This window comes from Acidaminococcales bacterium (genome assembly GCA_031290885.1).
In the GTDB taxonomy this organism is placed as follows: Bacteria; Bacillota; Negativicutes; order Acidaminococcales; family JAISLQ01; genus JAISLQ01.
Map to the genome: position 1 here is coordinate 1 of JAISLQ010000050.1, position 14,928 is coordinate 14,928.

14 protein-coding genes are annotated in these 14,928 nt (G+C 56.9%); all 14 read right to left on the bottom strand.

The window, feature by feature from the left end; translation table 11 throughout:
- On the bottom strand, nucleotides 1-584 hold a 584-nt coding region (locus LBO03_05930), incomplete at its 3' end, for an aminotransferase class III-fold pyridoxal phosphate-dependent enzyme (GenBank protein ID MDR3349123.1).
- Between the two features lie 10 nt (nucleotides 585-594).
- A complete protein-coding gene (argB, locus tag LBO03_05935; GenBank protein MDR3349124.1) occupies nucleotides 595-1,482 on the bottom strand; it encodes an acetylglutamate kinase in 888 nt (295 codons plus the stop codon).
- Nucleotides 1,483-1,675: 193 nt separating this feature from the next.
- Nucleotides 1,676-2,881, bottom strand: coding sequence for a bifunctional glutamate N-acetyltransferase/amino-acid acetyltransferase ArgJ (gene argJ / locus LBO03_05940; GenBank protein MDR3349125.1), 1,206 nt, complete (start codon nucleotides 2,879-2,881; stop codon nucleotides 1,676-1,678).
- A 51-nt stretch (nucleotides 2,882-2,932) separates the two neighbouring features.
- A complete protein-coding gene (gene argC, locus LBO03_05945; GenBank protein ID MDR3349126.1) occupies nucleotides 2,933-3,967 on the bottom strand; it encodes an N-acetyl-gamma-glutamyl-phosphate reductase in 1,035 nt (344 codons plus the stop codon).
- A gap of 302 nt (nucleotides 3,968-4,269) precedes the next feature.
- A complete protein-coding gene (locus LBO03_05950) occupies nucleotides 4,270-4,863 on the bottom strand; it encodes a lytic transglycosylase domain-containing protein (GenBank protein MDR3349127.1) in 594 nt (197 codons plus the stop codon).
- Between the two features lie 167 nt (nucleotides 4,864-5,030).
- Nucleotides 5,031-5,630, bottom strand: a complete 600-nt coding sequence (gene coaE / locus LBO03_05955) for a dephospho-CoA kinase (GenBank protein ID MDR3349128.1) — start codon at nucleotides 5,628-5,630, stop codon at nucleotides 5,031-5,033.
- 22 nt (nucleotides 5,631-5,652) lie between these two features.
- Nucleotides 5,653-6,471, bottom strand: a complete 819-nt coding sequence (gene mutM / locus LBO03_05960; protein MDR3349129.1) for a bifunctional DNA-formamidopyrimidine glycosylase/DNA-(apurinic or apyrimidinic site) lyase — start codon at nucleotides 6,469-6,471, stop codon at nucleotides 5,653-5,655.
- Nucleotides 6,472-6,750: 279 nt separating this feature from the next.
- Entirely contained in the window at nucleotides 6,751-9,342 is a 2,592-nt protein-coding gene (gene polA, locus LBO03_05965; protein ID MDR3349130.1) for a DNA polymerase I, read from the bottom strand.
- A gap of 166 nt (nucleotides 9,343-9,508) precedes the next feature.
- A complete protein-coding gene (locus tag LBO03_05970; GenBank protein MDR3349131.1) occupies nucleotides 9,509-10,924 on the bottom strand; it encodes a phosphodiester glycosidase family protein in 1,416 nt (471 codons plus the stop codon).
- 140 nt (nucleotides 10,925-11,064) lie between these two features.
- Nucleotides 11,065-11,514, bottom strand: a complete 450-nt coding sequence (locus LBO03_05975; protein MDR3349132.1) for a rod-binding protein — start codon at nucleotides 11,512-11,514, stop codon at nucleotides 11,065-11,067.
- A gap of 111 nt (nucleotides 11,515-11,625) precedes the next feature.
- Nucleotides 11,626-12,717 (bottom strand): flagellar basal body P-ring protein FlgI, encoded by a 1,092-nt coding sequence (locus tag LBO03_05980; GenBank protein ID MDR3349133.1) that lies wholly within the window; start codon nucleotides 12,715-12,717, stop codon nucleotides 11,626-11,628.
- Nucleotides 12,718-12,733: 16 nt separating this feature from the next.
- Complete coding sequence (locus LBO03_05985; GenBank protein MDR3349134.1) at nucleotides 12,734-13,318, bottom strand: flagellar basal body L-ring protein FlgH; 585 nt, start codon at nucleotides 13,316-13,318, stop codon at nucleotides 12,734-12,736.
- 76 nt (nucleotides 13,319-13,394) lie between these two features.
- Nucleotides 13,395-14,117 carry a flagellar basal body P-ring formation chaperone FlgA gene (flgA, locus tag LBO03_05990; GenBank protein ID MDR3349135.1) on the bottom strand — a complete coding sequence of 241 codons (723 nt, stop codon included), beginning with the start codon at nucleotides 14,115-14,117 and terminating at the stop codon, nucleotides 13,395-13,397.
- Nucleotides 14,117-14,908: a flagellar basal-body rod protein FlgG gene (gene flgG / locus LBO03_05995; protein MDR3349136.1), complete on the bottom strand. Its 792-nt coding sequence runs from the start codon at nucleotides 14,906-14,908 to the stop codon at nucleotides 14,117-14,119. Before flgG ends, flgA begins: the two co-directional genes overlap by 1 nt.
- Nucleotides 14,909-14,928: the final 20 nt, after the last annotated feature.

Here is a 14,928-nt window from a genome sequence, read left to right on the forward strand (position 1 = left end):
CCTTCGCCTTGAATCGGCTCCAGCAGGACGGCGCAGACTTCGCCGTCCATGGCCCCCGCCAAAGCGCCGGCGTCGCCGTAAGCGACGTGGACAAAGCCGGGCGGCAAAGGCCGGTAGCCTTCGTGGTACTTGGGCGAGCCGGTGGCGGCCAGGGTGGCGAGCGTACGGCCGTGAAAAGAATTGTCGGCCGCGATTATTTTGAATTTGTTCGGCTGATTTTTGTGGGCGTATTTGCGCGCCAGCTTGATCGCGCCTTCGTTGGCTTCGGCGCCGCTGTTGCATAAAAATACCCGCTCAAACCCGCTTATCGCGACGAGTTTTTGGACAAGGGCGGATTGCTCTTGGGTGTAAAAAAGCGACGAGCAGTGAATGAGCCGGGCGGCCTGGCGGGAAATGGCCTCGGCCAGCCGGCGGTCGCCGTGCCCTAACGCGTTAACCGCTATGCCGGCCAGAAAATCAAGATATTTGCCGCCGCAGGCATCGTAAACCCAGCAGCCTTCGCCGCGCTCCAGCACCAGCGGCATTCTGGAAAATACCGGCATGTAATGCCGGTTCTCTATGGCTATTATTTCTTCTTTGTTCACAAAGGCCACCTCATTCTTTTACAACTTCCGTGCCAACGCCGGCGTCGGTGAACAATTCCATGAGAATGGAGTGCGGTTCGCGCCCGTCGACGATATGGGTTTTCCTGGCCCCGCCGGAGAGGGCGGTAACGCAGGCTTTTACTTTGGGAATCATGCCGCCGTCGATCAAGCCCTTGATCATGAGTTCCTGCGCCCGCTCAAAGGTCAGGGTGGATATGAAGGTGCTTTCGTCGCGGTAGTCGGTAAAAATGCCCTTGACGTCGGTCAGAAGGAGCAGTTTTTCCGCTTTCAGCGCCCCGGCGATTTCGCCCGCCACGCTGTCGGCGTTGATGTTGTAGGTTTCGCCGTTTAGTCCGACGCCGGTCGGGGCAATGATGGGAATATAGCCTTTGTCCAGAAGATCCTCAAGCAGCTTCACATTGATTTTTGTTACTTCGCCGACAAACCCTATGTCCACCGGACGTATTTCCCCGGCTTCATATACTTCGGCCAGGTGCTTTTTCGCCGTAACAAGGTTGGCGTCCTTGCCGCTTAGTCCGAGCGCCCTGCCGCCCTGCCTGTTTATGAGGTTTACCAGTTCCGTGTTGATTTTGCCGACAAGCACCATTTCGGCGATGGACACGGTCTCTTCGTCGGTTATCCGCAGCCCGTTCACAAATTCGGATTTTTTGTCAAGTTTTTTCAGCATGGCGGTTATCTCCGGGCCGCCGCCGTGGACGACTACCGGCCGGATGCCGGCGCAGTACAGGAAAACGATGTCTTTCAGGACTTTGTTTTTCAATTCTTCGTTGATCATGGCGTTGCCGCCGTATTTTATAACAACCGTCTTGTCCTTGAAGTCCATAAGGTAAGGCAAAGCTTCCACTAAGATATTGACTTCCTCGCTGCTTTTAAGCATAATCTCCCCCCGCTTTCTTATACTGTTCCCGGAGTAAAACCAAAGTGTCTTTCTTTGCTCTTTGCGGCCATTTTGCCGCCCCGCCTCGCTCCGAAGCCCCGCCGAACCTACTGCGGGCGCGCCTGCGTTTTGTGCCGCGCGGGAGGGAAATTTGTCTCGCAAGTCCGATTCATGCTTTAACCCGGGAACAGTATCATGTATGGTAGTCGGCGTTTATTTTAATATAATCGTAGCTTAGATCGCACGTCCACACGGTGGCCGACGCCGGTCCCGCGCCGAGCGCCAGTTTTAAGGTTATATCGCGCTCTTTCATGGCCGCGTCCAGTTTTTCCGCGTCGGCAATGGCCTCTCCGCCGCGCGCGAAAACTGCCAGGCCGTTTAAGGATACCGTCAAATTCTCCGGCGCAAAATCCACGCCGGCATACCCGGCCGCACAGATTATCCGCCCCCAGTTGGGATCGCAGCCGAAAAAGGCGGTTTTGACCAGAGGCGACTTGGCGACGGCCATGGCCACGGCTTTGGCGGCGGCGAAATCCGGCGCGCCGTCAACCGTAATTTCTAAAAACTTCGTCGCCCCTTCGCCGTCGCGCGCGACAAGTTTGGCAAGGTCAACGCTTACCGCCACCAGCGCCGCGAAAAAAGACGCGTAGCCGGGATGTCTTTCCGAATCGATCGGGCTGTTGCCGCAAAACCCGTTGGCCAAAGCGATCAAAGAATCATTGGTGCTTGTGTCGCCGTCCACCACCGCCATATTAAACGAAAGATCGGCCGCTTTTTTAACCGCCCTGTTTAAAACGGCCGGCGACACGGCGGCATCGGTGGTGATAAAGGCCAGCATGGTGGCCATGTCGGGATGGATCATCCCGGCGCCTTTGGCCATGCCGGCGATAACCGCCGTCCGCCCGTCCAGGGCGAATTCATAAGCGGCGCGCTTTATAAAGGTATCGGTGGTCTGTATGGCCGCCGCCGCTTTCTCGCCGCCGGCGGCCGACAATTCCCGGCAGGCGGCTTCAAGGCCGTGGGCGATTTTATCCATCGGCAGAAAAGGCCCTATGACGCCGGTGGAACAGACGAACACTTCCTGTTCGCCGCAGGGCAAAAGCTCCGCCACTAAGCGCGCCATGTCGCGCGCGTCTCTTAGCCCGCGCCCGCCGGTGGAAGCGTTGGCGCAACCGGCGTTGACCGCTATGGCGCGCGCGTACCCGCCCGCCGCGACGCGGCGGCTGACCAGCACAGGCGCCGCCGCCATGACATTTTGTGTAAACACCGCGCCGCAGGCCGCCGGCGCCTCGCTGACAATCAGCGCCAGATCCTCTTTGCCGCTGGCCTTGAGCCCGGCTTTGACGCCGGCGGCGGCAAAACCTTTGGGCGCGGTAATCCAGCCGTCTATCGCTTTCATAATGACATTCCTTTCATAGCACTATATAACGGCAAGAAGCCGCCCGGCGCGTTACGGATAAAGCGGCGCTTGTTTCAGGCCCATAGTTTCCGGCAGGCCGAACATTATATTCATGTTTTGCACCGCCTGCCCGGAAGCGCCTTTTACCAGATTGTCCAGCGCCGACATGACGATGACCCGCCCCGTGCGCCCATCTATTTCCCAGCCGATGTCGGCGTAGTTGGAACCGCGGACCGCTTTCAGGGCGGGGCATTTTCCCTGCCCCAGCAGCCTGATGAAACACTCCCCGCCATACATACGGGCGAAAGAGGCCGCTACGTCCCCGCCGCCGGCGCCGGGCGCGAGCTTGGCGTAACAGGTGGCGAGCAGCCCCCTGTCGATCGGCAAAAGGTGCGGAACAAAAGTAATGACAACGCCCTCCCCGGCAAATTCCGTATAAACCTGCTCGATTTCCGGCGTGTGCCGATGGCCGGCGACGCTGTAGGGACGGAAATTGCCGAACACTTCGGAAAAATGAAGGTTGGTCGCCACGGCCCTGCCCGCGCCGGTAGAGCCGGATTTGGCGTCGATTATTATACTGCCGGCATCAATCAGCTTGTCCCGCAAAAGAGGCGCCAGCGCCAGTATGCTCGCCGTAACGTAACAGCCGGGGTTGGCTATGACACTGCCTTTTTTTATCTTGTCGCGGTAAAGCTCGCTCAGCCCGTAAACCGGCCGCGTAACGGCGTCAGTATGTTTTACCTTGTACCACTCTTCATATACTTCGGGTTTCAGCCGGTAATCGGCGCCGAGGTCAATCACCCTGACGCGGCCGTTATCTTTCAGGGAACGGCAAATATCCATAGCGTGGCCATGCGGCAATCCTATGAACAAGAGATCGCTCGCGGCGGCGATTTCCTCAAGCTGCTTTAAGTTTTCCAGTTTTTGCCCGTAAATTCCGGCCAGATGCGGATAGCTGTCGGCGATCGGAAGGCCGGGGGAGCTTTCCGAGGTTATGTGGACGACGGACGCTTCCGGATGCCCGGCCAGTATGCGCAAAAGTTCCGCGCCTGTATAACCGGTAGCGCCGATTACGCTTATTTTCATCAAAAATCTCCTTTGCCCGCGAGTGCCGGCCGAGCGGCCTTAAACAAAAAGCGACGCGCAACAAACAAGCCCAAAGAAAGCCGCTTTTGCGCGGCGGCTGTCCCAACGGCGGCCAGCCTTGCCAAAGCGCGGAATAATATTTGAAAATACTGTATATATATTTATATACTGTCGGCAATAATCTGTCAATGCTTTTATAGCGGAAACCTCGGTTTTTGTTGGCGCGCGCGAAGGGTTCGGCAAAAAATTCTTAGGCGCCGGCGGCGCGGCGAGTTATCTTGCTCCCGCGCGCGGCAAGCGGCTTATGTGTCCTGTTCCCAAACGTCTTTATAAAGCCTTTTATACATTTCCTTGTCGCTCAAAACTTTTTTCACATATTGCCGCGTTTCCGCGAAAGGGATTTTTTCCACGTCCCGGCCGTCCCATTGCTTGTCGCCAAGCCAAGCTTTCACTTGGCCGCGCCCGGCGTTATAGGCGGTGATGGCGAGAGGCTCGCTTTGGAACTCGAAGTTCAAATCCTGCAAATACCAGCAACCCAGCCGAATATTGACGGACGGCTCGGCCAGGAGGCCGGGCGCGAATTTGCGCAAGCCCGCTTTCAGGGCGATCCAGCTGCCAGTTTCCGGCATGATCTGCATAAGCCCGACCGCGCCGCGCTCGGATACGGCCGAAGCTTTAAAGCCGCTCTCGTTTTTGATTACGGCGGCCACCAGCCAGGGGTTAAGGTTGTTGGCCGCGGCGTGGTTTTTGATGTCTTTGTCGTAAAGGAGCTGGTAGAAAAATTTCCGCTGGAAGTAATCGCTTTGCCAAACAGCAAAAAAAGCCATGCCCGCCAGAAGCAAAAACAACACCGCGCGTTTTATGTTTTTGCGGTTTTTGGCCGAAACGCTACTCATAATCCACCTTCAGAAAAGCTCCAATAATCCATTGCGGCGCGGCGGATCTTTTTCCGCCCGGACACTGTTTGCCAAAGTCAGCGGCACGGCTTTCGCCGCCTTGCAAGACGAAAAAATCTCCGGCCATACCTGCCTTGACATTCGCAAGCGCTTGTCAAGGGTTTCCTTTACAAAAGCAAGTTTTTCCACGCTTTTTCCACTTTTTCCCTAATTTGCGTTATGTCGCCGGAGTTATCAATTACCAAGTCGGCGTAAGGCAATTTTGCCGCCAGCGGAAGCTGCGCTCCCATGCGTCGGCGCGCGTTTTCCGCGCTTAACCGGTCGCGTCGGCAAAGCCGCTCCAATTGCAGGTTTTCCGGCAGGTACACCAGCCATATTTTATCGACTTTGTTTTGCCAGGATTTTTCTATGAGCAAGGGTATGTCGGCAACCATAGCGGCAAAACCCCGTTTTTCGGCTTTTTCGGCGAATTTTCGCAGGTTCCGCTCTACTAAGCAGTGCAGATGACCCTCCAGGCGCGCCAGGAGCTTGGGTTCGCCGAACACGGCCGCGCCCAGCTTCTTCCTGTCAATCTCCCCGTCGGCGGCCATTATGTCGAGCCCAAGCCGGCCGGCGAATTCTTCCTTTATCGGCGCAAAGGCCGCGCCGCCTTTAGCTATGAGCCGGTGCGCTTCCCGATCGGCGTCAAAAAGCGGCGCTTTTAGTTTTTTAAGTATCGCGGAAACGGTGCTCTTGCCTGAAGCTATGCCGCCTGTCAACCCGACCACAATCAAGGGAAATACCTCCCCGTCATTTCTGGCAGAGCGGGCAATAGGTAGTGCCGCGCCCTGCCACGCGTGCGTAAGCGAGCGGAGCGCCGCATTTTCGGCAAGGCTGCCCGCGCCGCCCGTAAACCAGCAGATGGTTCTGGTTGTCGCCTTTTTGTCCGTCCCCGTCTTTATAATCGCGAAAACTGGTGCCGCGGTTGTCTATGCCCTGCCTGATCACGCTGATCAGCGCCTTGCGCAGACTTTCCGCCTCCTCCGGCGACAGGCCGGACGCTTTCCTGGCCGGCAATATGCCGGCCAGCGCCAGCGCTTCGTCCGCGTATATATTGCCGATGCCGGCTATGGCCGACTGATCCAGCAACACGCCTTTGACCGCCGCCGAGCGTTTTTTCATTATTTCCGCGAAAAAGGCGGCGCTCAACTGCCCATCGAGCGGCTCGGGGCCGAGTTCGCGGAGCCCTTTAACGACATTTTCGCCTTCGTCGAGCAAATAAAGCGTCCCCAGCGTCCGCACGTCGGTATACCATAGGCAATTGCCGTCCGACAGGGAAAAGCGGACGCGCGCGTAAGGCGGCGCATCCTCAGGCCCTGCGGCGATCAGCGCGCCGGTCAGCCGCATATGCGCGACCAATGATTTTTTGTCCTCAAAACTGATGATCAGATATTTGCCGCGGCGCAGGACGCCATTTATCGCGCCGCCGACAATGCCCCGGATGAAATCCCCGGGGGACGGCCATTTTATTATCCGATCAAGATAAATTTGCACAGCGTCGATCCTGCGCCCCAAAAGATGCGGGAGCAAGGTCAGCCTGATGTTTTCCACTTCCGGCAGCTCCGGCATGTTTCTCCCCCTAACCATTGGTGAGTTTCTGATAATAGACTTCCCGCGCAATATAAACGGCCCTGTCAAAATTATACAACCCACAAATATAATCTTGTATAATGTCCCGCCTTGTCAGGGCGTGTTTGAAAGTTCGCCTTAGGTTGTATTTTCAAGATAATTTTTCATCGGGCAGGAAAGCGCGGCGGCGCGTACCGTATGAAGCCTGCTGCGGGATTCTGCCGCAGCGGAGCGGAAAATTATCCGCAAAGAGGCCAAAATGGAGTTTTCAAACACGCCCTAAAAGTTCCCCTTAGTTTGCGCCCAGTTTTTGCCTGCCGCCACGTCCACCACCAACGGCACCTTCAATTCGGCGGCTGCCTGCATTGTGCCTTTTACCATCTCTTCCAGCAGCCGCCTCTCGCCGTCCGGCGCTTCAAAGATCAACTCATCGTGTACTTGCAGGAGCAGCCGCGATTTCATCTTTTTTGCCGCCAACAGCCGCGCCACGTCCACCATCGCCTTTTTGATTATGTCGGCGGCGGAGCCTTGGATGGGCGTATTTATCGCCGTGCGCTCGGCGAAAGAACGCCGGTTGAAATTGGAGCTGTTAATGTCAGGCAAATAACGGCGCCGGTTAAACATGGTAGTGGCGTATCCCGCTTTGCGCGCGTCTTCCACCGCCTGCCGCATGTAGTTTTTTATTCCCGGGTAGCGCCCGAAATATTTTTCGATATATACGGACGCTTCCGCGCGGCTTATGCCGAGGTCGCGAGCCAGGCCGAAATCGCTGATGCCATAGACTATGCCAAAATTGACCGCCTTGGCGCGCGTGCGCAAGGCCGGCGTTACTTGCTCCGCCGGCACGCCGAAAACTTCGGCGGCGGTCTGCCTGTGTATATCCTGATTTTCCCAGAAAGCCCCGATAAAAAGCGGGTCGCCGGACATATGGGCAAGTATCCTAAGTTCCACCTGCGAATAGTCAAAAGCCACCAGCCAGTCAAAGCCCGGGCCGGGAACAAAAAATTTCCTGATCCGCCGGCCGGTTTCCGTCCTGACCGGGATGTTTTGCAGGTTGGGCTCCGTGCTGGACAAGCGGCCGGTAGCCGTCGCCAATTGTTGGAAATGGGAGTGCACCCGGCCGGTTTCCCGGTCGATCAGCGGTTTCATGCCTTCAAGATAGGTCGATTGCAGTTTGCTGAGCAGCCTGAATTCCAAAACTTCATCGACCACCGGATGCAGGCCGGACAATTTTTCCAGTACGTCCGCGTCCGTCGAATAACCGGTTTTGGTTTTTTTCTGCACAGGCAGGGCCAGGCGCTCAAAAAGCAGCGTTCCCAATTGCTTGGGCGAATTGAGGTTGAATTGTTCCCCGGCCAGGGCGTAAATTTCCGTTTGCAAAAGTTCGATTTTTTGCGAAAGTTCCTCCGACATGGCTTCAAGCTGGCGCCTGTCCACGGTTATCCCGTTCATTTCCATGGCGGCCAGCACTTTTGTCAGGGGCAGTTCCAGATCGCGGTAAAGTTGGACAAGCCCGGCCTTGGCCAGCTCTTGCGCCAAAACCGCCTGCAGCCGCGCCAAAAGCTCCGAGGGAGCGGCATCCGCGCCGCCCGGGCAAAAACGGGCGAAAAGAGATTCTATGGTGAAGTTGTTAAGCGAGGGATCGACTAAATAAGCGGCCACCGCTCCATCGTCCGCTATGCCCCGCAGCGGCGCGCCTTCTGACCGGACGGCCTGATAAAGTTCTTTCGCGTTAAGTGCGGCCTTGGGAAATTCGGCATCGGACAGCCATTCCAGCACGGCCGGCCAGGCCGCGGCTTCCGCTTGGAAAAGATAAACGCGCCCGCCGGTAAAAATTTCCATTTCTGCTAATTTAAGGCGCGGCAAAGTTCCCGTAATTTTGGGATAAACAAACGCCGTATCCTCCGTTTGGCCGAACAATATGGCACTTGCCCGCTCAAAACTGTCCACGGTTTCCGCCGCGCCGCTTTTGACCGGCTTTGCCGGCGCTTCGGGCAAGCCGCCGGCCGCGCATAACGAGGCAAGCTTGCCTTTCAGTCCGCTAAAATCCAGTTCGGCGACGAGCGATTCGGCTTTGGCCCGATCAGGGTTTATGGTGAACCGGGCGGGAAAAAATTCTATTGGCACGGCTTTGTCGATGCTGGCCAGCCGCCTGGACAAGAAAGCCAGCTCTTTGTTGGCCGCCAGTTTTTCGCCCGGCTTGCCTTTTATATGCTCAAGGTTGGCAAAAATATTTTCAACGGTCCCGTATTCCGCCAAAAGTTTGCCGGCGGTCTTTTCGCCTATGCCGGGCACGCCGGGAATGTTATCGGACGCATCGCCCATCAAAGCTTTAAGTTCGACAATCTGCGCCGGCGACAGGTTGTATTCGGCGCGCAAGGCGGCCAAATCAAAAAGTTTTGTGTTGGAAATGCCCTTTTTTGTCAAAAGTACCTTGGTCCGTTCGCCGACAAGCTGCAAAGCGTCACGGTCCCCGGTTACGACAATGTTGTCGCAGCCGGCGCCTTCCGCTCGCGCGGCCAGCGTACCGATAATGTCGTCAGCTTCGTAACCGTCAAAATCTAAAACCGCTATGCCAAAACTCTCAAGCAGCCGGCGCGCCAAGGGGAACTGCTCTATAAGTTCGGGCGGGGTCGGTTTGCGCTGGGCTTTGTACGCGCTGAAAAGGCCGGTGCGAAAGGTTACGCGCGATTTGTCGAAAGCCACCGCCATAAATTGCGGCTTCATTTCATCTATGAGGCGCAAAAGCATGTTGGCGAGGCCGTACACGGCGCCGGTATTTACGCCTTTGCTGCTGACAAGCGGCGGCAAAGCGTAAAACGCCCGATAGAGCAGGCTGCTGCCGTCAACTATGACAAATTTACCGTTCATTGGCGTACCATCCGTTTGAATCATTTGAGGCGCCCGGCTACTGATTGTATAATTATATCACAAGTAGCCGCAAAGAAAAAATTCTTTGCGCAAATATGCCGCAACAAAGCGCCGGCGGGCATGGCCATTGTATATACAAAATTTGCCCGCGCCCCCTGCGGGCGCCTTACGGTTCCGGCGGCTTGGACACAACCGCCAAAGCGACGCTGATCTTGCGTTCCTGTTTGTCCGACGGGCTATTCATCACCTGGCTGCCTATGACCATTTCGCTTGAGCCGCCGCCGTCAAGGTTCATCGCTTCCACCACGCCGAAGGCCAGGAGTTCCTCCGCCGCTTCCCAAAGGGTCAGGCCAACGCTTTCTTTGCTGCGCCCGTCCGCGACGAACAAGACCACGTCGCCTCTGCCGTTTATGCCGACGGCTGTCCTGGGCGCGCGCCCGCTCATTATGTCCGGGGGGAAGCCCTCCGGGTTGCTCCCGGCCACAATCCGCCCCGTATCGACAAGGCGCGGCCCGGCGCCTAATACGTGGGCGGCTTCGTCGGCCATCTCGCCCATGCTTTGCGAAAAAATGACCGTATCGCCCGGACTAAGCGCGGATAGATGCCCGGCTGCCGTACCGTGCCCGGAAATTATAATCTGGTCATTTTCGCAAACGGCGTCCCCGGTAAAATCAAGCGCGAGGACTTTGCCGCCTTGGTCAATAATTACGTTGCAGCCGGGCTGGCTTGCCTTTACCCGCCGGGCGAAACTGCTTTCGTACACGACTAGGTCGTCCGCCAGCCGCACCCTGTTCACGCCCTTGACCGGCAAAACCGTTTTGTCGGGCAAAACTATCTGCGCGCAGTAAGCGGACAGGGAAAATTCCATGCCCTCATCCCGGTAGATGAGCAGCGCGGTGCGCTCCCGCTCTTCGCCGGCGATTATTTCGCCGTTTATTTTCAAATTGCCGATAACCCAGCCGTCGTAGTCAAAATAAGAAGCGTTGATCCCGGCCGCCGCGTTGTTGTCGTAGATTATGTTTTTTAAGCTGTCGCGCCTCAGCGTTTCCCGGTTGGCCATGGCCGGCCGGATGTTCCAAAGCGACTTGTCCACCGTCAGATAGTGCATTTTCAAAGCGCGCCCGCCGGCGCGCCGCCTGATATTGGTATAAACAAGCCCGGGCGCTATGGTTTCTTCGTTTTTAATGTCATAGTTTTTAAAAATATCGACGACTATCCGCCAAGGCTCTTTGAGGACAAAGGCGCTATAGGCGGTTTCCTCGTCAAGCATTATGTCAAGCAGGAGCCGGCCGTCTTTTATTTTGAAAAGTTTGACTTGCCGCAAAAGCCGCCCGGAAAGAATGATGTCTTTTACATCTTCGCCTACCGCGCCCGGCCCGATTTCCAACGCTATGCGCTTGCCAAAGCCGGCCGGTTCCGCGAGCGTTACATTTTCGTTTATGTCGAGGACGACGCGCGTTTTTTCCGCGTAATCGCCGTAGCGCACGTTTTTGACGGTGAGCGCGGCTTGCGCGGCGCACGGCAAAAACAAAAAAACGGCTGCCAGCAAAAAAACGGCTGCCTGCCGCAAAAACAATTTCATCTTATTTTATGCCTCCCGCGCTTGAAAAACAAATGCTTGCGGCCCGGACAAGCATATCTATGCCGCAATGGATTCAAAGGCCCCCTTGCCGCCGGGCGTATATGCCAAAGGCTCTATCGCGCGCGGGACGGGTGAACGCCCTACTCTTTGGCGTTTGCGCCTTCCGGCAGCCTTTGCCGCCCGGAGCCGGAGAGCTGCCGGTATAAAAGCTCGCCCAGCCCCACGCCGCCGCCTGCCGCCATGACGCGGGTAAGTTCCACGTCCAGCATGGACTGCATCATTTTCTCGCCGCTGCTTTTGGGAAAAAGCGTCCTTTCCGGCACGGTGTCGCGCATTTTGCCCAGCAGCATGTTCAGGAACACCGCTTCCATTTCGCGGCAAACCTCGCGCAGCTTGCCGTCTTTAGCCGCTTGATCCGGCGCGGTGGCAAGCCCCGCTTCTATTTTTTCTTCCGCCGCGCGCAATTTTTGCGCGAAAGCTTCGTCTTGGGCAGCCTCCACGCTGGCCTTGCCTTTGGCCAGGTTGACGTCGCTTGTCGCCGAGCGCATCACGCGCATGCCGCCCAGACCGCCGGCAAATATATCCGCCATAAACACCCATCCTTCGTTTCCTTTTCCCCCGGCTGAAGCCGCGTCCGCGAAATCCTCGCCGGGCAGCAGACAGCCGCAAAGCTTGTCCGTGCTTTTCCCGGGGAAAAAGCGTCAAATCATTTCTATAACCGCATGCAACGCTCCCGCCGACTGCATGGCCTGCAGGATCGTCATGATGTCGCGCGGGGTCGCCCCGGCGGCGTTGAGCGCCGTAACGACGTCGCTCACTTTGGTCGAGGTCGGCAATACGATCAGGTTCACTTTTTCTTCCTGGACATTCGTTTCCGTATTTCCCGTTACCACCGTCTGTCCCGGGGTGAAAGGCCCCGGCTGGGACACTTCCGTGCTTTTCGTGATGGTTACGGTCAGGCCGCCCTGCGACACGGCCACTTCGCTTATGCCGACGTTGCCGCCCATGACGACCGTGCCGGTCCTTTCGTTCAAGACGACTTTCGCCGCCTGATCCGGGTCAACCGAGATTTCTTCTATGCTGGCGATAAAACCCACTATGTCATGGCCGCCGCCCGGTATGCTGACGCTGACGGTGCCGGCGTCGCTCGCCATGGCGATGCCGCCCCAAACGGCATTTATCCTGTTGGCGACCCGATCGGCGGTAGTGAAATCCGGTTTGTTAAGCGACAGGCGCAAAACGCCGTCGCTGGCCAAAGCGGTGCTGGTGCCGCGCTCGACAATCGCCCCGTTGGAGACCATGCCGGCGGTAGGGTGATTTTTCTGCTGGCCGCCGCCTCCTCCGCCGGCGGAATAGCCGCCGATAGAAACAGGGCCCTGCGCGACTGCGTAAACATCGCCGTTAGCCGCCTGCAGCGGCGACTGCAAAAGCACTCCGCCTTGAATGCTTTTCGCATCGCCCACCGAAGCCACATTTATGTCAATAGTGTCGCCGGGTTTGGCGAAAGCCGGCAGTTTGGCCGTAACGATGACCGCCGCGACATTTTTCGGCTTTATATCGTTTACGTTGACGGTAATGCCGAAATTTCTCATCATATTGACGATGGACATGATAGTATAGTCGCTTTTGGTAGAGTCCCCAGTGCCATTGAGCCCGACGACCACGCCGTAGCCCAGGAGTTGGTTGTCCCTCACCCCTTCCACTTTGGCCAGGTCTTTGATGCGCGCCGCTTCAAGGGGAAAAGAAAAACACAAGGTCAGGGCAGCCGCCACAAGGCAGATTATTGTCCTCATTGCCAAACCCTCCCATTTAAAACAAGAAATTCATAATCTGCGTCAGTATGCCCTGACGCTGTTTTCTCATGATCGGCCCTTTGCCGGTTACGGCGATCTTCGAGTTCGCCACATAATTTGACAGTATGGTGTTATTGGAAGAAATGTCCTGCGGCCGCACTTCGCCGGTAATGGTGATCATCTGCGTATCTTTGTTCTGTTTGATGGACTGGGTGCCCGATAAAAGAAGATTGCCGTTAGGCTGTATGCCCACCACCTGCACGGTGATGTTGGCGGTCAGCCGGTTGGCGTTGGTAATGTTGCCGGAAGTTTTGAAACTGTCTTTGGTGTTGGCGCCGTGAGCGGTCAGCCAGCCCAAAAGGGAGCCGCTGCCGGCGCTTAAATTGACGCTGGCGTCTTTGGAGTTGTTCGCGGTGCCGCTACGCGTGGCGTTCGAGGTTTCCGATATGATAATCGTCAGTATGTCGCCGACGTTTCGGGCTTTGACATCCTGATAAATATTGTCTTTTTTGTTGTTCTGCCACAGAGATTCCGCCTCGCACAAAACCGGACGCGCCAACAAAAGGCTTGTTAGCGCGAAAAGCGCAATGGTTTTTTTCATTTTTCACCACTCCCCAAAATTTCGCGGGGCAACTGTTGTCCCGCCGCTTTTTCATCCGCGTGGCAAAATGTTTTATCTAAACGAAACTTGAAACGACGACGGTCGTTGCGCTTTCGACCCTGGCAAGCAGGCTTTTGCCCGAATTGAGGTTGCGCACCCTTATCACGTCCCCGACCGCCCCCCCCTGCAGAGCCTGCCCGGCCACCTGCACGGTTACGGCCCCGGCCCTGCTGACGATAGTAATGTTGTCGCCCGCCCTTATCGCCTGCGGCCTGCCCAGCGCCGACTTGGTCACGACGCTGCCCGCGGTGAGCGGGCGCTTGGTTTCCAGCCCCGCGATATAGCCGACATCGGAAATGACGTCGTCAAACCTTGCGACTTCGCGCCGCTCCAGCAAAACGTCAGCTTCCGACAGAACCGTGCGCGCGGGAATGTCCCGCACGGTTACCAACACATAAGAGAACTTGCGCACCCGCCAAGCGGTCAGCAAATTCATCTGCGGCGCGCCATTGACCGCTATCGCGATCTTTACCTGCACCGGCGTATTATAGCGTATCGCCCCCACCAGTTCGGGCGCGACCGCAAGCGTCCCTTCCGGCAAGAAAATACTCTCCGGCAGCCGGGTCAGGCGCTCTATCTTGTATTCTGAACCGTCGCTGCGGTCCAGCCTGCTGCCGATAAATTCCTCGACCAGCGCAAAGAGCGACGCGGACGGCAATGTTTGCTGCTGCCCGGCGGCTTTAACGGATGGCGGCGCCGCCAAAAACAGCGCGCACAGAACGATTGCCCTGAGCAGCATCAGCGTTTCAGGCTCACCGCAGTTTGCAGCATTTCGTCACTGGTGGTGATCGCCTTGCCGTTTATTTCATAGGCCCTTTGGCACACGATCATATTGACCATTTCTTCCACCAGCTGGACATTGGACATTTCAAGATAACGCTGGACGATAGTGCCTGTCCCTTCCACGCCGGGAGGGTTCACTACCGGCTCGCCCGAGGCCGCCGTCTGGGTATAAAGGTTCTGCCCAAGCGCGCTCAGCCCGGCCGGATTGATAAAACGCGCCAATTCAATCTGCCCGAGCTCAACGGGGGCGTTCGCCCCGGCCTCAATTACTGACACGGTTCCATCGGAGGCGATGGTGATGGACGTGGCGTTTGCCGGTATGACGATCGCCGGTTCCAGCGCATAGCCATCGGCGGTAACAATGCGGCCTGTCTCGTCCTTCTTGAAAGAGCCGTCCCGCGTATAGGCCAGCGTGCCGTCCGGCATGGTTATCTGGAAAAACCCGTCATTTTGTATGACCAAATCAAGGTCGTTGCCTGTTTCCTGAAAAGCGCCCTGCAGATAAACCCTTTGCGTCGCGGCGACCTTGGTGCCGTGCCCTAAGTCAACGCCGGTCGGCACCTGGTTGTTGTCGTCGCCGGTTACCGTGCCGGCGGCCCGCAGGTTCTGGTACATCAGATCCTGAAAATCCACGCGGTATTTTTTAAAGCCCACCGTGTTCACGTTCGCGATGTTGTTGGAGATAACGTCAAGGTTGACCTGCTGGCCTTTCATGCCAGTGCCGGCGGTCCAAAGCGATCTCATCATTTCCCTTTTCGCCCCTTCTT